16 protein-coding genes are annotated in these 15687 nt (G+C 68.9%); 6 read left to right on the top strand and 10 right to left on the bottom strand.

Features of this window, described 5'->3' with window-relative positions; all coding sequences use genetic code 11:
• Positions 1-103: 103 nt before the first annotated feature.
• From typA to rsmI, 5 genes are all read left to right on the top strand, one after another.
• A complete protein-coding gene (gene typA / locus MLE64_RS13220) occupies positions 104-1930 on the top strand; it encodes a translational GTPase TypA (protein WP_243294282.1) in 1827 nt (608 codons plus the stop codon).
• A 137-nt stretch (positions 1931-2067) separates the two neighbouring features.
• On the top strand, positions 2068-3489 hold the full coding sequence (locus tag MLE64_RS13215) for a hypothetical protein (protein WP_243318327.1): 1422 nt from the start codon (positions 2068-2070) through the stop codon (positions 3487-3489).
• Positions 3490-3521: 32 nt separating this feature from the next.
• Positions 3522-4223, top strand: coding sequence for a YdcF family protein (locus MLE64_RS13210; RefSeq protein ID WP_243318326.1), 702 nt, complete (start codon positions 3522-3524; stop codon positions 4221-4223).
• A gap of 111 nt (positions 4224-4334) precedes the next feature.
• The gene (locus MLE64_RS13205) at positions 4335-5168 is read left to right on the top strand and encodes a hypothetical protein (RefSeq protein WP_243318317.1); all 834 of its coding nucleotides are present in this window, start codon (positions 4335-4337) and stop codon (positions 5166-5168) included.
• Between the two features lie 72 nt (positions 5169-5240).
• Positions 5241-6089, top strand: a complete 849-nt coding sequence (rsmI, locus tag MLE64_RS13200) for a 16S rRNA (cytidine(1402)-2'-O)-methyltransferase (RefSeq protein WP_243318316.1) — start codon at positions 5241-5243, stop codon at positions 6087-6089.
• 291 nt (positions 6090-6380) lie between these two features.
• On the opposite strand, the gene MLE64_RS13195 is transcribed toward rsmI, so the two are convergent.
• The 4 genes from MLE64_RS13195 to MLE64_RS13180 all read right to left on the bottom strand — a co-directional run bounded on the left by MLE64_RS13195 (position 6381) and on the right by MLE64_RS13180 (position 8319).
• A complete protein-coding gene (locus tag MLE64_RS13195) occupies positions 6381-6686 on the bottom strand; it encodes a hypothetical protein (protein WP_243318315.1) in 306 nt (101 codons plus the stop codon).
• Between the two features lie 205 nt (positions 6687-6891).
• Positions 6892-7425, bottom strand: coding sequence for an SRPBCC family protein (locus MLE64_RS13190; protein ID WP_243318314.1), 534 nt, complete (start codon positions 7423-7425; stop codon positions 6892-6894).
• Between the two features lie 104 nt (positions 7426-7529).
• Positions 7530-7874 carry an ArsR/SmtB family transcription factor gene (locus MLE64_RS13185; RefSeq protein WP_243317071.1) on the bottom strand — a complete coding sequence of 115 codons (345 nt, stop codon included), beginning with the start codon at positions 7872-7874 and terminating at the stop codon, positions 7530-7532.
• Positions 7861-8319 (bottom strand): SRPBCC family protein, encoded by a 459-nt coding sequence (locus tag MLE64_RS13180; protein WP_243318313.1) that lies wholly within the window; start codon positions 8317-8319, stop codon positions 7861-7863. Before MLE64_RS13180 ends, MLE64_RS13185 begins: the two co-directional genes overlap by 14 nt.
• A gap of 155 nt (positions 8320-8474) precedes the next feature.
• On the opposite strand from MLE64_RS13180, the gene MLE64_RS13175 reads away from it, so the two are divergent.
• Positions 8475-9005 carry a flavin reductase family protein gene (locus MLE64_RS13175; protein WP_243318311.1) on the top strand — a complete coding sequence of 177 codons (531 nt, stop codon included), beginning with the start codon at positions 8475-8477 and terminating at the stop codon, positions 9003-9005.
• An 11-nt stretch (positions 9006-9016) separates the two neighbouring features.
• Here the strand turns inward: MLE64_RS13175 and MLE64_RS13170 are convergent, their stop codons facing one another.
• The 6 genes from MLE64_RS13170 to aspS all read right to left on the bottom strand — a co-directional run bounded on the left by MLE64_RS13170 (position 9017) and on the right by aspS (position 15543).
• A complete protein-coding gene (locus MLE64_RS13170; RefSeq protein ID WP_243318308.1) occupies positions 9017-9532 on the bottom strand; it encodes a YbhB/YbcL family Raf kinase inhibitor-like protein in 516 nt (171 codons plus the stop codon).
• Between the two features lie 5 nt (positions 9533-9537).
• Positions 9538-10617 (bottom strand): AmmeMemoRadiSam system radical SAM enzyme, encoded by a 1080-nt coding sequence (amrS, locus tag MLE64_RS13165; RefSeq protein ID WP_243318303.1) that lies wholly within the window; start codon positions 10615-10617, stop codon positions 9538-9540.
• 4 nt (positions 10618-10621) lie between these two features.
• Entirely contained in the window at positions 10622-11203 is a 582-nt protein-coding gene (gene amrA, locus MLE64_RS13160; RefSeq protein ID WP_243318300.1) for an AmmeMemoRadiSam system protein A, read from the bottom strand.
• Positions 11178-12002, bottom strand: a complete 825-nt coding sequence (amrB, locus tag MLE64_RS13155) for an AmmeMemoRadiSam system protein B (RefSeq protein ID WP_243318298.1) — start codon at positions 12000-12002, stop codon at positions 11178-11180. Before amrB ends, amrA begins: the two co-directional genes overlap by 26 nt.
• Before the next feature lie 83 nt (positions 12003-12085).
• Positions 12086-13399 carry an SMP-30/gluconolactonase/LRE family protein gene (locus MLE64_RS13150; protein WP_243318296.1) on the bottom strand — a complete coding sequence of 438 codons (1314 nt, stop codon included), beginning with the start codon at positions 13397-13399 and terminating at the stop codon, positions 12086-12088.
• A 164-nt stretch (positions 13400-13563) separates the two neighbouring features.
• Positions 13564-15543 carry an aspartate--tRNA ligase gene (aspS, locus tag MLE64_RS13145; RefSeq protein ID WP_243318294.1) on the bottom strand — a complete coding sequence of 660 codons (1980 nt, stop codon included), beginning with the start codon at positions 15541-15543 and terminating at the stop codon, positions 13564-13566.
• Between the last annotated feature and the right edge of the window lie 144 nt (positions 15544-15687).

The raw sequence follows: 15687 nt of genomic DNA, 5'->3' as shown, positions 1-15687 counted from the left end.
GGCGCGACAATGGAAGGGGTTGCAATCAGGGCTCGGAAATCGGCCTCGCGTCTGGTAAAATCAAAGGTTCTGCCTGGCTTGTGCCTGGGCTGCCGGGAGCCAGATGACCTCGCTCGAGAAGATCCGCAACATCGCCATCATCGCCCACGTCGATCACGGCAAGACCACCCTCGTGGACGCCCTGTTCAAAGGCGCCCACATGTTCCGGGACAACCAGCGGGTCCAGGAACGGGCCATGGACAGCAACGACCAGGAGCGCGAGCGCGGCATCACCATCCTGGCCAAGACGACCTCCCTGCACTGGGGAGGCTACCGCTTCAACATCGTGGACACCCCCGGCCACGCCGACTTCGGCGGCGAAGTGGAGCGCGTGCTCTCCATGGTGGATTCCGTCCTGCTGGTGGTGGATGCCTTCGACGGCCCCATGCCCCAGACCAAGTTCGTCACCCGCAAGGCCCTGGCGCTCGGTTTACGCCCGATTGTCGTCATCAACAAGGTGGACCGCCCCGGCGCCCGCCCCCTCTGGTCCCAGGACCAGGTCTTCGACCTGCTCATCGAGCTGGGCGCCACGGAGGAGCAGCTGGACTTCCCCTGCGTCTTCGCCAGCGCCAAGCAGGGCTACGCCATGCTGGACATGAACGACGCCAGCGAGAACCTGGACCCCCTCTTCGACACCATCGTCAAGCACTGCCCCCATCCGCAGGGCAGCCCCGACGCGCCGCTGCAGATGCTCGTCACCCTCATGGATTGGAGCGACTTCGTCGGCCAGATCGGCATCGGCCGCATCGTGAACGGCCGCCTCAAGGTGGGCGAGACCGTGGCGGTGGTGAAGCGCGACGGCAGCGTCCAGCAGCACAAGGTCACCCAGCTCTACGGCTTCGAGGGCCTGTCCCGCATCCAGCAGACGGAAGCCAGCGCGGGTGAGATCGTGGCCCTGGCGGGCATCCCCGACATCCGCGTGGGCGAGACCATCGCCGACGCCGCGAGCCCCGTGGCGCTGACCTATGTGGACATCGACGAGCCCACCATCTCCATGATGTTCATGGTGAACGCCGGGCCCTTCGCGGGCCAGGACGGCAAGCACGTGCAGAGCCGCCGCATCCGCGAGCGCCTCCAGAAGGAGCTGCAGCACAACGTGGCCCTGCGCGTGGAGGACACCGACAGCCCCGACTCCTTCAAGGTGAGCGGCCGCGGCGAGCTGCACCTCTCCGTGCTCATCGAGACCATGCGCCGCGAAGGCTTCGAGCTTTGCGTGAGCCGCCCCGAGGTGATCCTCCATACGGATCCCGAGACCGGCGAGAAGCTGGAACCCTACGAGGACGTGACGATCGACATCCCCGAGGCCTTCATGGGCGTGGTGATGGAGCACATGGGCAACCGCAAGGCCGAGATGCAGGACATGGGCAACGAAGGCGGCCGGCTGCGCCTGCACTTCAAGATTCCCTCCAGGGGCCTCATCGGCTTCCGCAGCGAGTTCATGACCGACACCCGCGGCGAGGGCATCCTCCACAGCCTCTTCAGCCACTACGGCCCCTACAAGGGCGAGCTGCCGGGCCGCAAGAACGGCGTGCTCATCAGCATGGAGTCGTGCGAGGCCGTGGGCTTCGCGCTCATGAACCTGGAGGAGCGCGGCGTCATCTTCATCCACCCGAACACCCGCTGCTACGAGGGCATGATCGTTGGCGAGCACGCCCGCGAGAACGACCTGGTGGTGAACGTGGCCAAGGGCAAGAAGCTGTCGAACATGCGCGCCAGCGGCAGCGACGAGGCCACCCGCCTCACCCCGCCCCGGGAGCACACCCTGGAGCAAGCCCTGGAGTACATCGAGGCCGACGAGCTGGTGGAAGTCACCCCCAACTTCATCCGCATGCGCAAGCGCGTGCTGGACACGAACGAGCGAAAGAAGTCGGAAAAGCGCACCGAGGCCTGAGATTAGGCACCCTAAAGCGCCCCGGGGCTTGAGTCCCGGGGCGCTTCCCGTATATGCTCCAGGGCTCATCCCTTTTTTCCTGGAGCGTGGCTGAGGGGCAAACCCCTTCCGGCGCGTTCTGGCCCGGAGGTCCCCCCATGCGCCTCGCCGCCGCTTTCCTCGGTCTGGCCCTCTCCGCCCTGGGGTCCGCCCAGGGGGTGCCCATGCCCATCATCGCCAAGGCCGATCCCCAGATGGTCTATCCCGGATCCCCGGGCTGGCTGGATGAGTACGGCCGCGTGCTCATCTACCTCACAGGCGCGAACCTGGGCCCCCCGGACCGCGACATGGGCCACCCGGCCGGGCCCGAAGGCGGGTACCAGCACATCTATGTGCGCGGTGTCTCGTCCAGGAACGTGGCGACCCCCTGGGTTCCGGCGGTCTGGGACAACGGGGCCCGGGTCCTCGGAGCCTGCACCGACACGGTCATCCTGCTGGGCGTGGATCCCTCCCGCTTCCTCAGCGAACCGGGCAGCCACCTGCAGGTGAAGCTCTGGGTGTCGGCCGGCGCGGACGGAGCGGACGATCCCAGCGGGTCCCACCAGATGGCCAGCCCCTGGTCCGCCATCAAGACCATCGACGTGGCGCCGGCAGGCGCGGTGAAGCCCGTGGTGACGCCTCCGCCCAGCGCCCCGGCGGCCCTCACGCGCATCGTGCCCGCGGACATCCAGATCGGTGACGCCAAGGCCTCCTACCGGCTGAAGGTCTATGGCACCCACCTGAGTCCCAACGCGCTGAAGGTGGTCTTCAACGGCGATCGCGACGGCGCGGTGCCTGCGGAGGACCGTGTCCATTACTACGACGATGACGGCAGCTTCACGAAGGGGGGCGAAGGCCTCATCCACGTGACCATCCCGGAGCGCTACCGCCTGGCCAAGCCCGGCCAGCTCCGGATCGCCGTGATGGACGACAGCGGCGCCACGCCGGAGAAGGTGGTCTCCTTCAGCCTCCCGGTCCGCACCTCGGCCCGGCCCGCGGTCCCCGCCCTCTCCCAGGCGGCCGCGGTGAGTGCTGCCCGGACGGCGGCCCCCGGTGCCCAGGCCGGGACCGCGAATCCGGGCACCACGATTCCGGGGATCATCGGCCCTGGGCCGCAGATCACGCGCCTGAACCCGACGGAGCTGAAGGTGGGCGACCGGGCCGCAGCTTTCCGCATCCGGATATATGCCAGGCACCTTGGGCCGGAGGTGCCGAAGGTGGTGTTCAACGGGGACGAGGCCATGGCCATTCCCGCCGAAGACGCGGGCCGGACCGCGGACGACGATGGCGCCAGCCTCCAGGCGGGCGAGAAGGTGCTGCACGTCACGATCCCGGACCGCTACCGCCGCGCCACGCCCGGCCCCCTGTCCGTGAGCCTGCTGGTGGGGAAGGCGAAGAGCGTCCCGGTTCAGCTCCTGTTCAAGGGGCCGGAGCCGGTTCAGGCGGTGCGTCCCCTCGCCCCGGCGCTGCGTTCCACCACATCACCCGCTGCGCCGGCCCCCGCGCCGCCTCCTGTGGTGGCGCCCACCATCCGCCGCTGACCCCGGCGCCGGCCGGGATGGCATCCTGAAGCATGGCGCCGGACCGTCCCTACACCGCTCCGCCCCGGTCCACCTTCCTGCAGAAGTTGGGACCGGGGGGACTGGCGTCCTTCCTCCTGGCCTCGGGTTCGGCGGTGCTGCTGCTGGGCCTGCCGGTCTGGTGGCGGATGCGGCGCGTGCTCCGGGGGGCGGGCGGCGATCCCGTGGAGCCCTCGGACCTCATCCTGGTGCTGGGCCGGCGGCTGGAGCGGGACTGCCCCACGAAGACCTTCGAAGCGCGGCTGGCCCACGCCGCGGACCTGTGGCGGCGGGGTCTCGCCCCGCGGATCCTCGTGGCGGGCGGGCTGACGGGACGCGCGCGGATCAGCGAGGCCGAGGCGGGCTGCACGTGGCTGCGCAGCCGGGGAATCCCTGATGAGGCGCTCCGGACCGAGGATCAGAGCCAGCACACCCTCGAGAACCTGTTCCATGTGCGGGAGACGCTGCGGGCCGAGAGCTGGAGGAGCCTCCTTCTGGTCTCCGACGGCCTGCACTTGGCCCGGGCGGGGGCTCTGGCGCGGGGGCTGGGCCTGGCGGTGCGCTGCAGCCCCGCGCCCGGCTGCCCCCCGTCGCCCGGAAGCCCGGCGTGGTGGCGGCGGGCCGCCCTCGAGGCCTTCTTCCTGCACTGGTACCACACGGGCCTGCTCTACAGCCGCCTGATTCGCAGCGACCGGCAACTCAAGCGTGTAACGTAATTCGGGTTGGCTGGCACGAATCGCGTGTAGGCGCTGACAATGTATCTTAAAAAAAGATATATTCGTGAGCATTTTGGCGTAGCCTCATGGGCCTCACTCAAGGAGGAGTCCATGGACACCCGGATCCTGCTCTGCCTTTCCCTCGGCGCCACCCTCGTGGCTGGCGAACCGCCGGTCCCGAGCTGGCCCAAGGTCCTGCGCATCGGCGTGGAGGACGTGAAGCCCGGCAAGGAGGCCGCCCACCAGAAGAACGAGTTCGCCTGGTCCAAGGTCTTCGCCCAGGCGAAGAGCCCCTACCACTTCCTGGGCCTGGTGCCGGTCGTCGGCGCGAATCAGGCCACATGGGTGTGGTTCTACGATTCCCTGGCAGGCATGGAGGCGCAGCAGGCCTACATGGAGAAGCACCCGGCCCTCAAGGCCCAGGTCGAGGCGCTGGCCGTCAAGGATGCCGAGTACATCACGACCTACAGCAGCGTGGCCTACATGCTGCGCGGAGACCTCAGCCGGGAGATCGGGAACATGGCGCCCCGCTACTACTGGACCTCCACGATCCAGGTGAAGCCGGGCCACGACGCCGAGTTCACGGCCGGCGCGAAGAAATACGCCGAGCTCTACGAGAAGGCGGGCCTGAAGCCCCGGTGGGCCGTGTACCAGGCCGTGGCCGGTACCGCCAACCCCACTTTCCTCTGGGTGGTGCCGCTGCACAGCCTGGCCGACGCGGATGCGACCATGGCCGATGACGAGAAGATGGCCAAATCCGCTGGTCTCGAGGAGCTCAAGGGCCTTTCGAAGCTCGTCGCCGACTGCTTCCTGCGGGAGGACGCCCAGCTGCTGGCCGTGGATCCGAAGATGAGCTACCCGGATGCCGGGGACCTTGCCGCGGACCCCGAGTTCTGGAAGGTCTGGGCGACCAAGCCCGTACCCAAGGCGGCGGCAGCGAAGTAGGTCTCGGAAACCGGACCGGAGGGGGGGCGTTGCGGATGCGGCGCCCTCCGCCTGCCCTGCCAGAATGAAGCCATGGCCGGCCACCTCATCCTCGTTCCCACGCCCATTGGCAATCTCGGCGACCTCACGGACCGCGCGAAGGAGGCCCTGGCGGAGGCCGACCTGGTGGCCTGCGAGGACACGCGCCGCACCGGTGGACTGCTGAAGCATTTGGGGATCGAGAAGCCCCTGCTGCGCTTCGACGATCACGCGGGCGCCGCGGCCTACGAGCGCATAGGCCTGGAGCTGGCCTCGGGCCGCACCGTGGCCTACTGCAGCGACGCGGGCATGCCCGGCATCAATGATCCCGGCTTCGAGATCGCCAGAGCCGCCCGGGCCGCCGGAGCCAAGGTCACCGTGCTACCCGGTGCATCGGCCGTGTTGCTGGCGGTGGTGGCCTCGGGCCTGCCCAGCCACGCCTTCAGCTTCTGGGGCTACCTGCCCAACCGCAGCGAGCCGCGGCGCACCCTGCTGAAGAAGCTGGGCGCTGAGGAGGAGACGGTGGTGGTCTTCGAGACGCCCCATCGCATCCACGAGACCCTGTCCGACCTGGCGGAGCTGCTGCCGGACCGCGAGATGGCCCTGGGCCGCGAGCTGACCAAGCTGCACGAGACCTGGTACCGCGGCACGCCGGACCAGGTGAAGGCCCAGCTGGGCCGCGAGGACCGCGGCGAGATGGTGCTGGTGCTGGCGGGCGCCGGGGCCAAGCGGGTCGTCAACGACGAGCCGGCGACGTTCGACGGCACCCTGCCGGATTGGGCCAAGGCCTACCTTGCCGCCGCTCGCGAAGGCGGCATGACCCTCCGCGAAGCGGTGAAGCCCCTGGCCAAGCACCTGGGCGTGTCCGCCTCCGAGCTCTACCGCCTGGCGGCCGACCTCTAGGGAAGACCGGATCCTCCGGCGGGCCGGTCCCAGCCCTCACCCCGACTCGTGCCCGATGCCGTGGGTCGCGACCATGTGGGTCGCGGAGCAGGCTCCGGGGGAGCCTGCAGAGCGGGGCCCCACAGGGAGCGAGTTTGACCATGTGGGTCGCGGAGCAGGCTCCGGGGGAGCCTGCAGAGCGGGGCCCCACAGGGAGCGAGTTTGACCATGTGGGTCGCAGAGCAGGCTCCGGGGGAGCCTGCGGAGCGGGGCCCCCACAAGGAGCGAATCATGCCGAACTCGCGCGCTGGACTAATCAGGTTCCGAGCCGATGCCGTGGGTAATGCTCTGGTGCCCGAACACCTCCCAGGCCAACTGCCGGAACCGCTCCGTATGGCCCCAGTCCCGCTCCCGGTCCATCCAGAGCTTGAAGTGAATCAGTTCGTGCTCGAGGATGCGCCGCTGGATGTCGTCGGGCGTGTGGCAGTTCATCCCGCAGACCGGCTGGGGCCAGGGCCAGTCCCGGCGGCGCAGCAGGGGGATGCTGAGGCGGATCTCCGGATGCCACTTGCCACGCGAGTCCTTCTCGATCACGAAGAGCCCCGCGCACCGTGCCATGCGCGGGGACCAGATCACAGGTGGCGGCGCGAGTTCCCATCCCGCCTCTCGGAGGATGGCCTGGGCCTTGTGGCGGAGCGTGAGGTTCAGGTTTCTGCTCTCCAGAGGATTCGATGGCTTGTTTGTGATTGTAGGAGCAGATCAAGAGATCGGGCCCGGTTCCGCGGCACCGGATTCCGGGGTTTCAACGCCCCACTCGCCGCCCTCAATTCCAGTTGTCGATCTTCAGGTCGCCGGGCGAGGGCTTTCCGGCACCCGCCTCCGCGTAGGCGCGAAGGCTCAGGAGGAAGGTCGCCCACTTCATGCTGCAGTGGGCCATGAACTCGGTCGACTCAGCCCAGTTCCGGTGACCGAACAGGACGATGGTCTGATTGTCCTGCCGGGAAAGCTGGAACGTGATCAAGGTTCCCAACCAATCCGAAGGCCCCTCGGTGCAGAGCCATCGCACCTCGTCGGGAGCCTTGAGCTCCTGGACCGTCATCGCCATCTTTCCGATGAGATCCCCGGCGGGCGACCGGAAGGAGAACTTGATGGCTTCGCCAAGCGCCGCATTCCCTTCCGTGTCTTCAGTCCACCAGTGCGCCAGGCCTTCGAGGGTCGTCAATGCGGAGTACACCTTTTCCGGTGAAGCCTTGATTCCCACGCGATGAATGATGTCGACCATAGAACCTCCGTTGTGTTTTCGGGACACAGCCCGCTCCACCCGCATTTGCAGGTGATCAATCGGTTTCGAGTTCATTTCAGTACATGAAAAGGGAATGACGCCAGGCACGATCAGCGGGTCCCTCGAGCCCGAAAAGGGCTGCATAGGGTCAGGACTGGGGCATGGGCCTCCTCTGGATGTCAGGTTTCGACGAAGGCCTTGAGCCGCCCCAGGGCGACGTCCCACTCCCTGGACAGGCGCTCCAGGTACTGGTGGGCATCCTCGAGGCGCTTGGGCTCGAAGGTCCAGATGCGCTCTCTTCCCTGGCGGCTGCTCTTCACGAGCCCCGCTTCGGCCAACACGTCGAGGTGCTTGGTGATGGCCTGCCGGGAGACGTCGAACTGGCCGCTGAGACGCGTGACCGTGAGCGGTCCGCCAGAGCAGAGGCTCACGAGCAGGCCCAGGCGCGTCGCATCCCCCAGGGCGGCGAAGAGCGGGGCCGCATCCTTCAGCCGCGTAGGGGAGAGGGCCTCAGCTCGTGACATGGCGTTCGATCCTGACCAGCTGGCTCGTCCAGCCCCCATCGTTCATGCGGAAGGCCTCGTCGCGCCGGTCCGGGGGCAACTGGTCGAAGCCGGATTCCACCACCTTGAGCAGGGTGCCGCCCTCGGCCGCTTCGAGGTGGAACTCCACGAGGGTCATGGGCTCGACTGAGTAGTCCCGCTTCATGTCCATGGGATAGGGGTGCCAGCGGTAGGAGAAGAGGCGCTCGGCTTCCATACGCTCGATCCTCATCTCCACCTGGATGTGCGAGTAGTCGGGATGGGTGATCCGTCCGAAGACCGGCTGGCCTGGCACGAAGCGACCCTCCAGCTTCATCCCGAACCAGGTGCCGAACTCCTCGGCGTCCGATAGTGCCTTCCAGACCCGCGTCCGGGGCGCACGGAGATGGATCTCCTTCCGGATGCAGTCGGTGCTCGATGTCGTCACGTGTAACCTCCTGGTTGCATGTTAAGCGAGTCGGGGAATGATGCAACCCCCTGGTTGCATTTTTTCTTGCCAGGGCCGATGCGGACCTTCCGGCTCGGCGTAGGCTTGGATCGGGTCACTCCCGGACGGGGGCCGGGGGAAGGAGACGCGCCATGATGAGGGCCCTTCCACTGCCAGAGGTGTACACCTTGTTGGAGCCGGGACCGGTGGTGCTCCTCACCACGGCTCAGCGGGGGCGCGCCAACGTCATGGCCATGTCCTGGCACATGATGATGGAGTTCAATCCGCCCCTGGTGGGCTGCCTGGTGAGCGGCGCCAACCACAGCTTCGAGGCCCTGCGGAAGACGCGGGAGTGCGTGATCGCGATCCCCGCGGCCGGGCTGGTGAAGCAGGTGGTGAAGGTGGGCAACGCCTCGGGCCGCGACCTGGACAAGTTCGCGACCTTCGGCCTCACGCCCCTGCCGGCGAAGAAGGTGGCCGCGCCGCTGGTGGCCGAGTGCTTCGCGAACCTGGAGTGCCGGGTCGCGGACACGCGCTTCGTGAACCGCTACAACCTCTTCGTGCTGGAGGTGGTGCAGGCCTGGATCGACCCCGCGCAGAAGAAGCCGAAGACCCTCCACCACCAGGGGTATGGCGTCTTCGCGGTGGACGGCGAGACGATCCGGTTGAAGTCCGGCAAGCCCTGAGGCTGGGCCGCTCAGCGCCCGTAGGTGCCCATCCAGGTGCCCTCGGCCAGGACCTTCCCCTTCATCGCCGCGTCCACCTGGGCCCGGCTGGCGCCGGCGGGAAGGCCCAGCGGTGCCGAGAGGGCCCGGAGCCGGAAGAAGTAGCGGTGGGGCTTGCCGGGCGGGGGCGAGGGGCCGTTCCAGCCCAGGCGGCCCCAGCTGTTCTTCCCCTGGTGCGCGCCGCCCGGAAGATCCGTCGTGCGGGGCTGGTCCTCCGCCAGGGACCGGGCCGTTCCCGGCAGATCATAGAGGACCCAGTGGACCCAGGTGCCTGCAGGGGCGTCCGGATCGTCCACGATCAGGGCGAAGGCGGCGGTGCCGACGGGAGGGTCGCCCCACTGGAGGGCCGGGGAGCGGTCGGCGCCGTCGGCGGTGTGGGCGCGGGGGACCGGGCCGCCGTTCGGGAAGGCTGAAATCCGGAGTTCCATGCGGGCCTCCTTCACCGGCGCGATGGCCAGCAGGGCGGGGAGCAGCAGGATGGGGATCATGGGCGTCAGAAATCCTGGATGGCAAGGGGGATGCGTCGGCGGCCGAAGGACTGGGGATCGGCCTCGAAGTGGCCCGGGATCACGGTGCCGCAGTCCGGGCAGCGGCCATCCGGACCCAGACGGTTCCGCTCGATGCGGTACCAGTCTCGGACGATGAGCGGGGCCTGGCAGCCGGGACAATGGGTCGTCCCCCCCGCGGCATCGTGCACGTTGCCGGTGTAGACGTACCGGAGGCCGGCGGCGAGGGCGATCTCCCGCGCCCGGGTGAGGGTGGATGCGGGCGTCCGGGGCAGATCGGTCATCTTGTAGTCCGGATGGAAGGCGGTGAAGTGCAGGGGGACATCGGGGCCCAGCTCCCGGGCGATCCAGGCGGACAGCGCCGCGAGCTCCTCGCTGGAATCGTTCTGTCCCGGGATGAGGAGGGTGGTGATCTCCAGCCAGGTGTCCGTCTCGTGCCGGAGGTACAGGAGTGTGTCCAGCACCGGCTGGAGGTGGGCCGCGGAGAGGCGCACGTAGAACCCCTCCGTGAAGGCCTTGAGGTCCACGTTGGCGGCGTCCATCTTCGCGTAGAAGGCCCGCCGGGGCTCGGCGTGCATGTAGCCGGCCGTCACGGCGACGGTGCGGAGGCCGCGCTCGTGGCAGGCATCGGCCACGTCCATGGCGTACTCCGCGAAGATCACCGGATCGTTGTAGGTGAAGGCGACGCTCCGGCACTCGGAGGCGGCGGCAGCCCCAGCGATGCCCTCCGGCGAGGCCCGGTCCGTGAGGCGGTCCATGTCCCGCGCTTTGCTGATGTCCCAGTTCTGGCAGAACTTGCACATGAGGTTGCAGCCCGCGGTGCCGAAGGACAGCACCCGCGAGCCCGGGAGGAAATGATTCAGAGGCTTCTTCTCGATGGGATCAACGCAGAAGCCCGACGAGCGGCCGTAGGTGGTGAGGACCATCGCGCCGCCCAGGTTCTGCCGGACGAAGCAGGCACCGCGCTGGTCCTCGCCCAGCTTGCAGTCGCGGGGGCAGAGGTCGCACTGGATCCGTCCATCGTCGAGGCGGTGCCACCAGCGAGCGGAGTGGGAGGTGGGATCCATGGCGTTACCCCGGACTGCCCACCTCGGCCTCCTCGTGGAAGCGCGTCACCGTGAACCGGGTGATCCGAATTCCGTCGTCCCAGAAATCCATGGGCAGGCCGGCCTTCCGCTTCAGGTGGGTCAGGAAGTCCTCGGATTCGGGCAGCTGATCCCAGACCTGGGGCAGGAAGGCGCCCCGCAGCCCCTGCCATTCCAACACCAGGCCGTCCTCCCCCGGCCGCAGCAGGGTCAGCAGATGGGCCTGGCTGTTGAAGGGGAGCGGCTCGAGGCCGGAGAGAAGGGACACTTCCACCCGGAGGTCGGTGAATTCACTGCGGGCCAGGGGCGGGAAGCGGGGATCGTGGAAGGCCGCCTGCCGGGCGTTCTCGGCCACATCCTCGCCGAGGGGCCGCCGGGGCTCCAGGGTGCCCATGCACCCCCGGAGCTGGCCCAGGCGATGGAGGGTGACGAAGGTGGCGGCGGGCTCCTCGAGCCAGGCGGCAATCGGGACCGGCGACGCCGCCATGCCCAGCTTCTCCGCGATGGCGTCGCGGGCGATCCGCAGCAGGGTGGGGCCCCAGTCAATGCTCGTGTGCGGATAGGTCATGGGCGCCCTCCTGGACGAACGCGAAGGCGGCATAGCCCACCACGTGGTCGCGGTCCCCGGCCGTGTCGCCGGAGTTGCGCAGGTCCATCAGATGGGGCGTCAGCCGGTGGTGCCGGGCGGTCAGCAGCAGCCCGTTCACCGCCGTGGCGCCGCAGGCCTGGTCGTGGCTGGCCAGCAGGTCCAGGTCCGAAATGCTGGCGCAGGTGCGGCGGTCCAGGGCCTGCGCCCGCTCATAGGGCAGGTAGTGGGACAGATCGGAACTCACCACGATCAGGGTCTCCATCCCTCCCCAGACGGCCTCGATGGTCTCTGCCACGCGCTCGGCGGTGGCATGGCCCACGGCCAGGGGCACCAGCTGGAAGGTGCCCAGGGCCAGCTGGAGGAAGGGCAGCTGGACCTCGATCGAATGCTCCCTCGCGTGGGCGGCGGGGCTTGTCGTCACGCCGGCCAGAGGCCGGAGGGCCTCCGCGGCCGCAGCATCCACGGGGACCCGCCCGAGGGGGGTGTCGAACGCCGAGGCGCCGGGCAGGGCCAGGCCCACCACGGGCACGTGATGGGCCGGGCCCAGCAGGACCACCCGCCGGATGATGCCCCGCAGGCGGTGCAGGGACGCGTAGGCGCTGGCGGCGATGGGCCCGGAGTAGACGTAGCCCGCATGCGGGACGATCAGGGCTTTTGGCGGCCCCAGCCAGGGATTGGCCCCGGTGGCGTCCGCGAACATCGCCTGGATGGCCTGGCTCAGCTCGCTGCTCTCCCGCGGGTAGAAAATTCCGGCCACCGCGGCCGCACGGACATCCATCGTCGTGTCCATGCCGCAAAAATAACCCCTGGACCGGACCGGGCCAGGGGTTGCGGAGAGAAAGGGCGGGGAGCGGGTCGCGCTCAGGGCATGAGGAAGGTCGTGGCGATGCCGGCGGGGGTCACGGTCCTGAGCAGGTGGTTGGCCGTGTCGGCCACCGCCAGGTTGCCCGCGGGGGTGATCGCGATGCCGCAGGGCCGGTAGAAGAGGGCCGCGGTGCCGGTGCCGTCGGCGTTGCCGGCCGAGCCGCCCGTCCCGGCGAGGGTGCTGACCGTGCCATCGGTCCCGATGCGCCGGATCGCGTGGTTCTGAGTGTCGGCGACCCACAGGACCCCGGCGGCATCCAGGGCGATCCCCACGGGGGAATTGAACTTGGCGGCGGAGAGGCCGTTGCCGTCGGCGAAGCCGTAGGTGCCGGCCTGCCCGGCCAGGCGGGTCACGATGGCGCCCGGCGCGATGGCCCGGATGCAGGAATTGCCATAGTCCGCCACGTACAGGGTTCCGTTCGGCGCCAGGGCGATCCCGTTGGGCTGGTTGAACTGGGCGGTCGTGGCGGTCCCATCCACGAGCCCCGGCGCGCCGGCCTTGCCGGCGTAGGTGGAGACCGTTCCGTCCGCGGCCAGGTAGCGGATGGTGTGGTTCTGGGTATCGGCGATGTAGGCTCCGCCGGTGGCGTCCACGGCCAAGCCGAAGGGGGCGTTGAAGCGGGCCTGGGCGCCCGGACCGTCCGTGGTCCCGGGCAGTCCCGCGGCACCGGCCAGGGTGGTCACGGTGCCGTCGGGCGCGATCCGCCGGATGGTGTGGTTGCCCGTGTCCGCCACCAGCAGGTTTCCGGCGGGATCAATGGCGAGGCCGCCCGGGTGGCTGAACCGCGCCACCGCGCCTTGGCCGTCGGCGGAGCCGGCCAGTCCGGAGGTGCCCGCCAGGAGGGTCTTGTGGTTCGTGGCGTCCATCTTCCAGATGGTGTGGTCGTTCATGTCGGACACGAAGAGGTTGCCCGAGGCGTCGTAGGCCAGGCCCACGGGCGCCGGGAACATCACGGCGGCGGTCACGGTCAGCGTGGCGATGCCGCTGGTGACGGTACCGTTGGGATTGGTGATGGTCACGGTGTAGGCGCCCGCATCCTCGACCCTGGGCTGGAAGAGGGTGAAGCTGGAGCTGATGGCGCCCAGGATGCTCTGGCCATCCTTGGCCCACTGGTAGGACAGTGTGGCGGCCCCGGTGGCGGTGACCGTGAAGGTGACCGGGCGGCCGGTGACGGTGCTGGCGCTCGTCGGGGCGGCGGTGATGGCCGGCGGGGTGCCCGGGGCGGAGGCGTCGGCGGACTTGTGGCCGGAGCAGGCCACCCCAAGGCTCAGGAAGAGGATGGCGGAGAGGAATAGGAGCCGGGCCCGCATCGAACCGGCGGCCCCGACCGGGCTAGGACATCCCTGGATCATCGAATCTCCCCGAAAACTAGACCCTGTGGGCCGAAGCGTGATGGAAGGGTGGACCGGGTCTCGCCGAACGGGAGGATCCCATGAATGGTGGCCGCTCGACCGGTTAGGTTCCACGGAGGGCCTCAGAACTCGAAGGTCGGCCCGCTGAGGGTCTGGGCATCGAGGATCTGGCCCTGGGCGTCGAGGGTGACGAGGCCCTGGGCCTGGCGGGGCGTCATCTGGCTGATCTGCTGGAGGGCCTGGCCGCGCAGCTCCGGACTTCCGCCTTCGGCGCTCTCGAAGAACACGGCGCCCACCCGGTAGGTCTGATGGGATTCCTGCATCAGGTGCAGCTCGCGGAGCTGGCGCTCGTCCACGGGGCTGGGGGCGTCCGTCATCAGGCAGCGGGCCTGGGCGGTCTTGGGGAAGGCGATGACTTCGCGGATGTTGTCCACACCCGCCAGCAGCATCACGAGGCGGTCCAGGCCCAGGGCCAGGCCGCCGTGGGGCGGGGCGCCGTAGCTGAGGGCATCCAGCAGGAAGCCGAACTTGGCCCGCGCTTCCTCGGGCCCGATGCCGATGGCTCGGAACATCCGCTGCTGCGTCTCTGCATCGTGGATGCGGATGCTGCCGCCGCCCACCTCAAAGCCGTTGAGCACCAGGTCGTAGGCCACGGCGCGGCAGCGGGCGGGATCCGTCTCCAGCAGGTCCAGGTCCTCCGGATGCGGGCTGGTGAAGGGATGGTGGCAGGCCACGAAGCGGCCCTCCCCGTCATCCTCGCCGCTCCACTCCAGCAGGGGGAAGTCCACGACCCAGAGGAAGTCGAACCGGGACTCGTCCAGCATCCCGAACTGGCGGGCGAGGCGGAGGCGCAGCTCGCCCAGCACGCGGCTGGTCTGGGCGTCGGGTCCCACGGCGAAGATGGCCAGGCCATCCCCTGTCGCGCCGAGGCGCTGTCGTAGGGCGGCTTCATCCGCGGGTTCGAGGAACTTCTTGAAGCTGCTGGAGAGCCCGTCCTTGCCCCACTTGGCATAGGGCAGGCCGCCGGCGCCCAGCTGCTTGGCCGTTTCGCCCAGCTCGTCCAGCTGCTTGCGGCTGAGGGAACCCGCGGCCTCGCCGGGGAAGAAGAGGGCTCGCACCCGGCGGTGGCCCTGGCTCTCGGAGGCGGCCCGGAAGAGGTTGAAGCCGCTCTGGGCGAAGAGGCCGGTGACGTCCTGGATCTTGATGGCGCAACGGAGGTCGGGCTTGTCGGATCCGTACCACTCCATGGCGTCCCGGTAGGGGAGGCGGGGGAAGGGCGCGGTCACGTCCTGGCCGATCATCTTCGCCAGCTTCACCATCAGCGGTTCGATGACGCCCTGGACGTCTTCCTGGCGCACGAAGCTCATCTCGATGTCGATCTGTGTGAACTCGGGCTGGCGGTCGGCGCGCAGGTCCTCATCGCGGAAGCAGCGGCAGATCTGCACGTAGCGCTCGAAGCCGCTCACCTGGAGCAGCTGCTTGAAGAGCTGGGGGCTCTGGGGCAGCGCGAAGAACTCGCCGGCGTGGACGCGGCTGGGCACCAGGTAGTCCCGGGCGCCCTCGGGCGTGGACTTGGTGAGGATGGGCGTCTCGACCTCGATGAAGTCCAGCTCCCGGAAGTGGTTCCGGGTGAGGTTCGCCACCTCGCTACGGAGCACCAGGTTGCGCTGGAGCTGCTCCCGGCGCAGGTCCAGGAAGCGGTAGGTGAGGCGCAGATCCTCGCCCACGCCCTCGTCCTCCAGGGGGAAGGGCAGGGGCGCCGCGGTGTTGAGTATCCGGAGGCCCGTCAGGCGGATCTCGATGTCGCCCGTGGGCAGGTTGGGGTTCTTGCTCTCCCGCTCGGCCACCACGCCTTCGACGGCCAGCACGAACTCGCTGCGCACGGCCTTGAGCCGGGCCAGCAGCTCGGGATCGGCGGTCTCCTCGTTGGCCACCAGCTGCACCAGCCCCCAGCGGTCGCGCAGGTCCAGGAACACGAGGGAGCCGAGGTTGCGAACACGCCGGCACCAGCCGAGCAGGCGCACGGTCTGGCCCGCGTGGTCAAGGCGCAGGTCGCCGTTGCGGTGGGTGCGTTGGAAGTCGCCGAGCCGATCGAGTTTCATAGCCTTCCAGGATCGCACCCTGGGGGGCGAGGCTCAAGCGGGGCGAACGGATCTCCACGAAGGACACGAAGGGGAAAACCAGGCTGGTCACGGAAGACACGGAATTCCACGGAAGACGGGAAGGAGGACTGTGCCCCGAGGCAG

The sequence above is a fragment of the Geothrix paludis genome, from assembly GCF_022808815.1.
In the GTDB taxonomy this organism is placed as follows: domain Bacteria; phylum Acidobacteriota; class Holophagae; order Holophagales; family Holophagaceae; genus Geothrix; species Geothrix paludis.
The sequence above is the reverse complement of the archived record's forward strand: the minus strand, read 5'-3'. Positions and strand labels throughout refer to the sequence as shown.

Coding starts and splice junctions, on each gene's coding strand:
- MLE64_RS13175 (WP_243318311.1), top strand. CDS start 8,475: ATGAGGGCCCTTCCACTGCCAGAGGTGTACACCTTGTTGGAGCCGGGA.
- MLE64_RS13195 (WP_243318315.1), bottom strand. CDS start 6,686: ATGGCACGGTGCGCGGGGCTCTTCGTGATCGAGAAGGACTCGCGTGGC.
- MLE64_RS13185 (WP_243317071.1), bottom strand. CDS start 7,874: ATGTCACGAGCTGAGGCCCTCTCCCCTACGCGGCTGAAGGATGCGGCC.
- amrB (WP_243318298.1), bottom strand. CDS start 12,002: ATGGATGTCCGTGCGGCCGCGGTGGCCGGAATTTTCTACCCGCGGGAG.
- MLE64_RS13210 (WP_243318326.1), top strand. CDS start 3,522: ATGGCGCCGGACCGTCCCTACACCGCTCCGCCCCGGTCCACCTTCCTG.
- MLE64_RS13150 (WP_243318296.1), bottom strand. CDS start 13,399: ATGCGGGCCCGGCTCCTATTCCTCTCCGCCATCCTCTTCCTGAGCCTT.
- amrA (WP_243318300.1), bottom strand. CDS start 11,203: ATGACCTATCCGCACACGAGCATTGACTGGGGCCCCACCCTGCTGCGG.
- aspS (WP_243318294.1), bottom strand. CDS start 15,543: ATGAAACTCGATCGGCTCGGCGACTTCCAACGCACCCACCGCAACGGC.
- MLE64_RS13215 (WP_243318327.1), top strand. CDS start 2,068: ATGCGCCTCGCCGCCGCTTTCCTCGGTCTGGCCCTCTCCGCCCTGGGG.
- amrS (WP_243318303.1), bottom strand. CDS start 10,617: ATGGATCCCACCTCCCACTCCGCTCGCTGGTGGCACCGCCTCGACGAT.
- typA (WP_243294282.1), top strand. CDS start 104: ATGACCTCGCTCGAGAAGATCCGCAACATCGCCATCATCGCCCACGTC.
- MLE64_RS13205 (WP_243318317.1), top strand. CDS start 4,335: ATGGACACCCGGATCCTGCTCTGCCTTTCCCTCGGCGCCACCCTCGTG.
- MLE64_RS13170 (WP_243318308.1), bottom strand. CDS start 9,532: ATGATCCCCATCCTGCTGCTCCCCGCCCTGCTGGCCATCGCGCCGGTG.
- MLE64_RS13190 (WP_243318314.1), bottom strand. CDS start 7,425: ATGAACTCGAAACCGATTGATCACCTGCAAATGCGGGTGGAGCGGGCT.
- rsmI (WP_243318316.1), top strand. CDS start 5,241: ATGGCCGGCCACCTCATCCTCGTTCCCACGCCCATTGGCAATCTCGGC.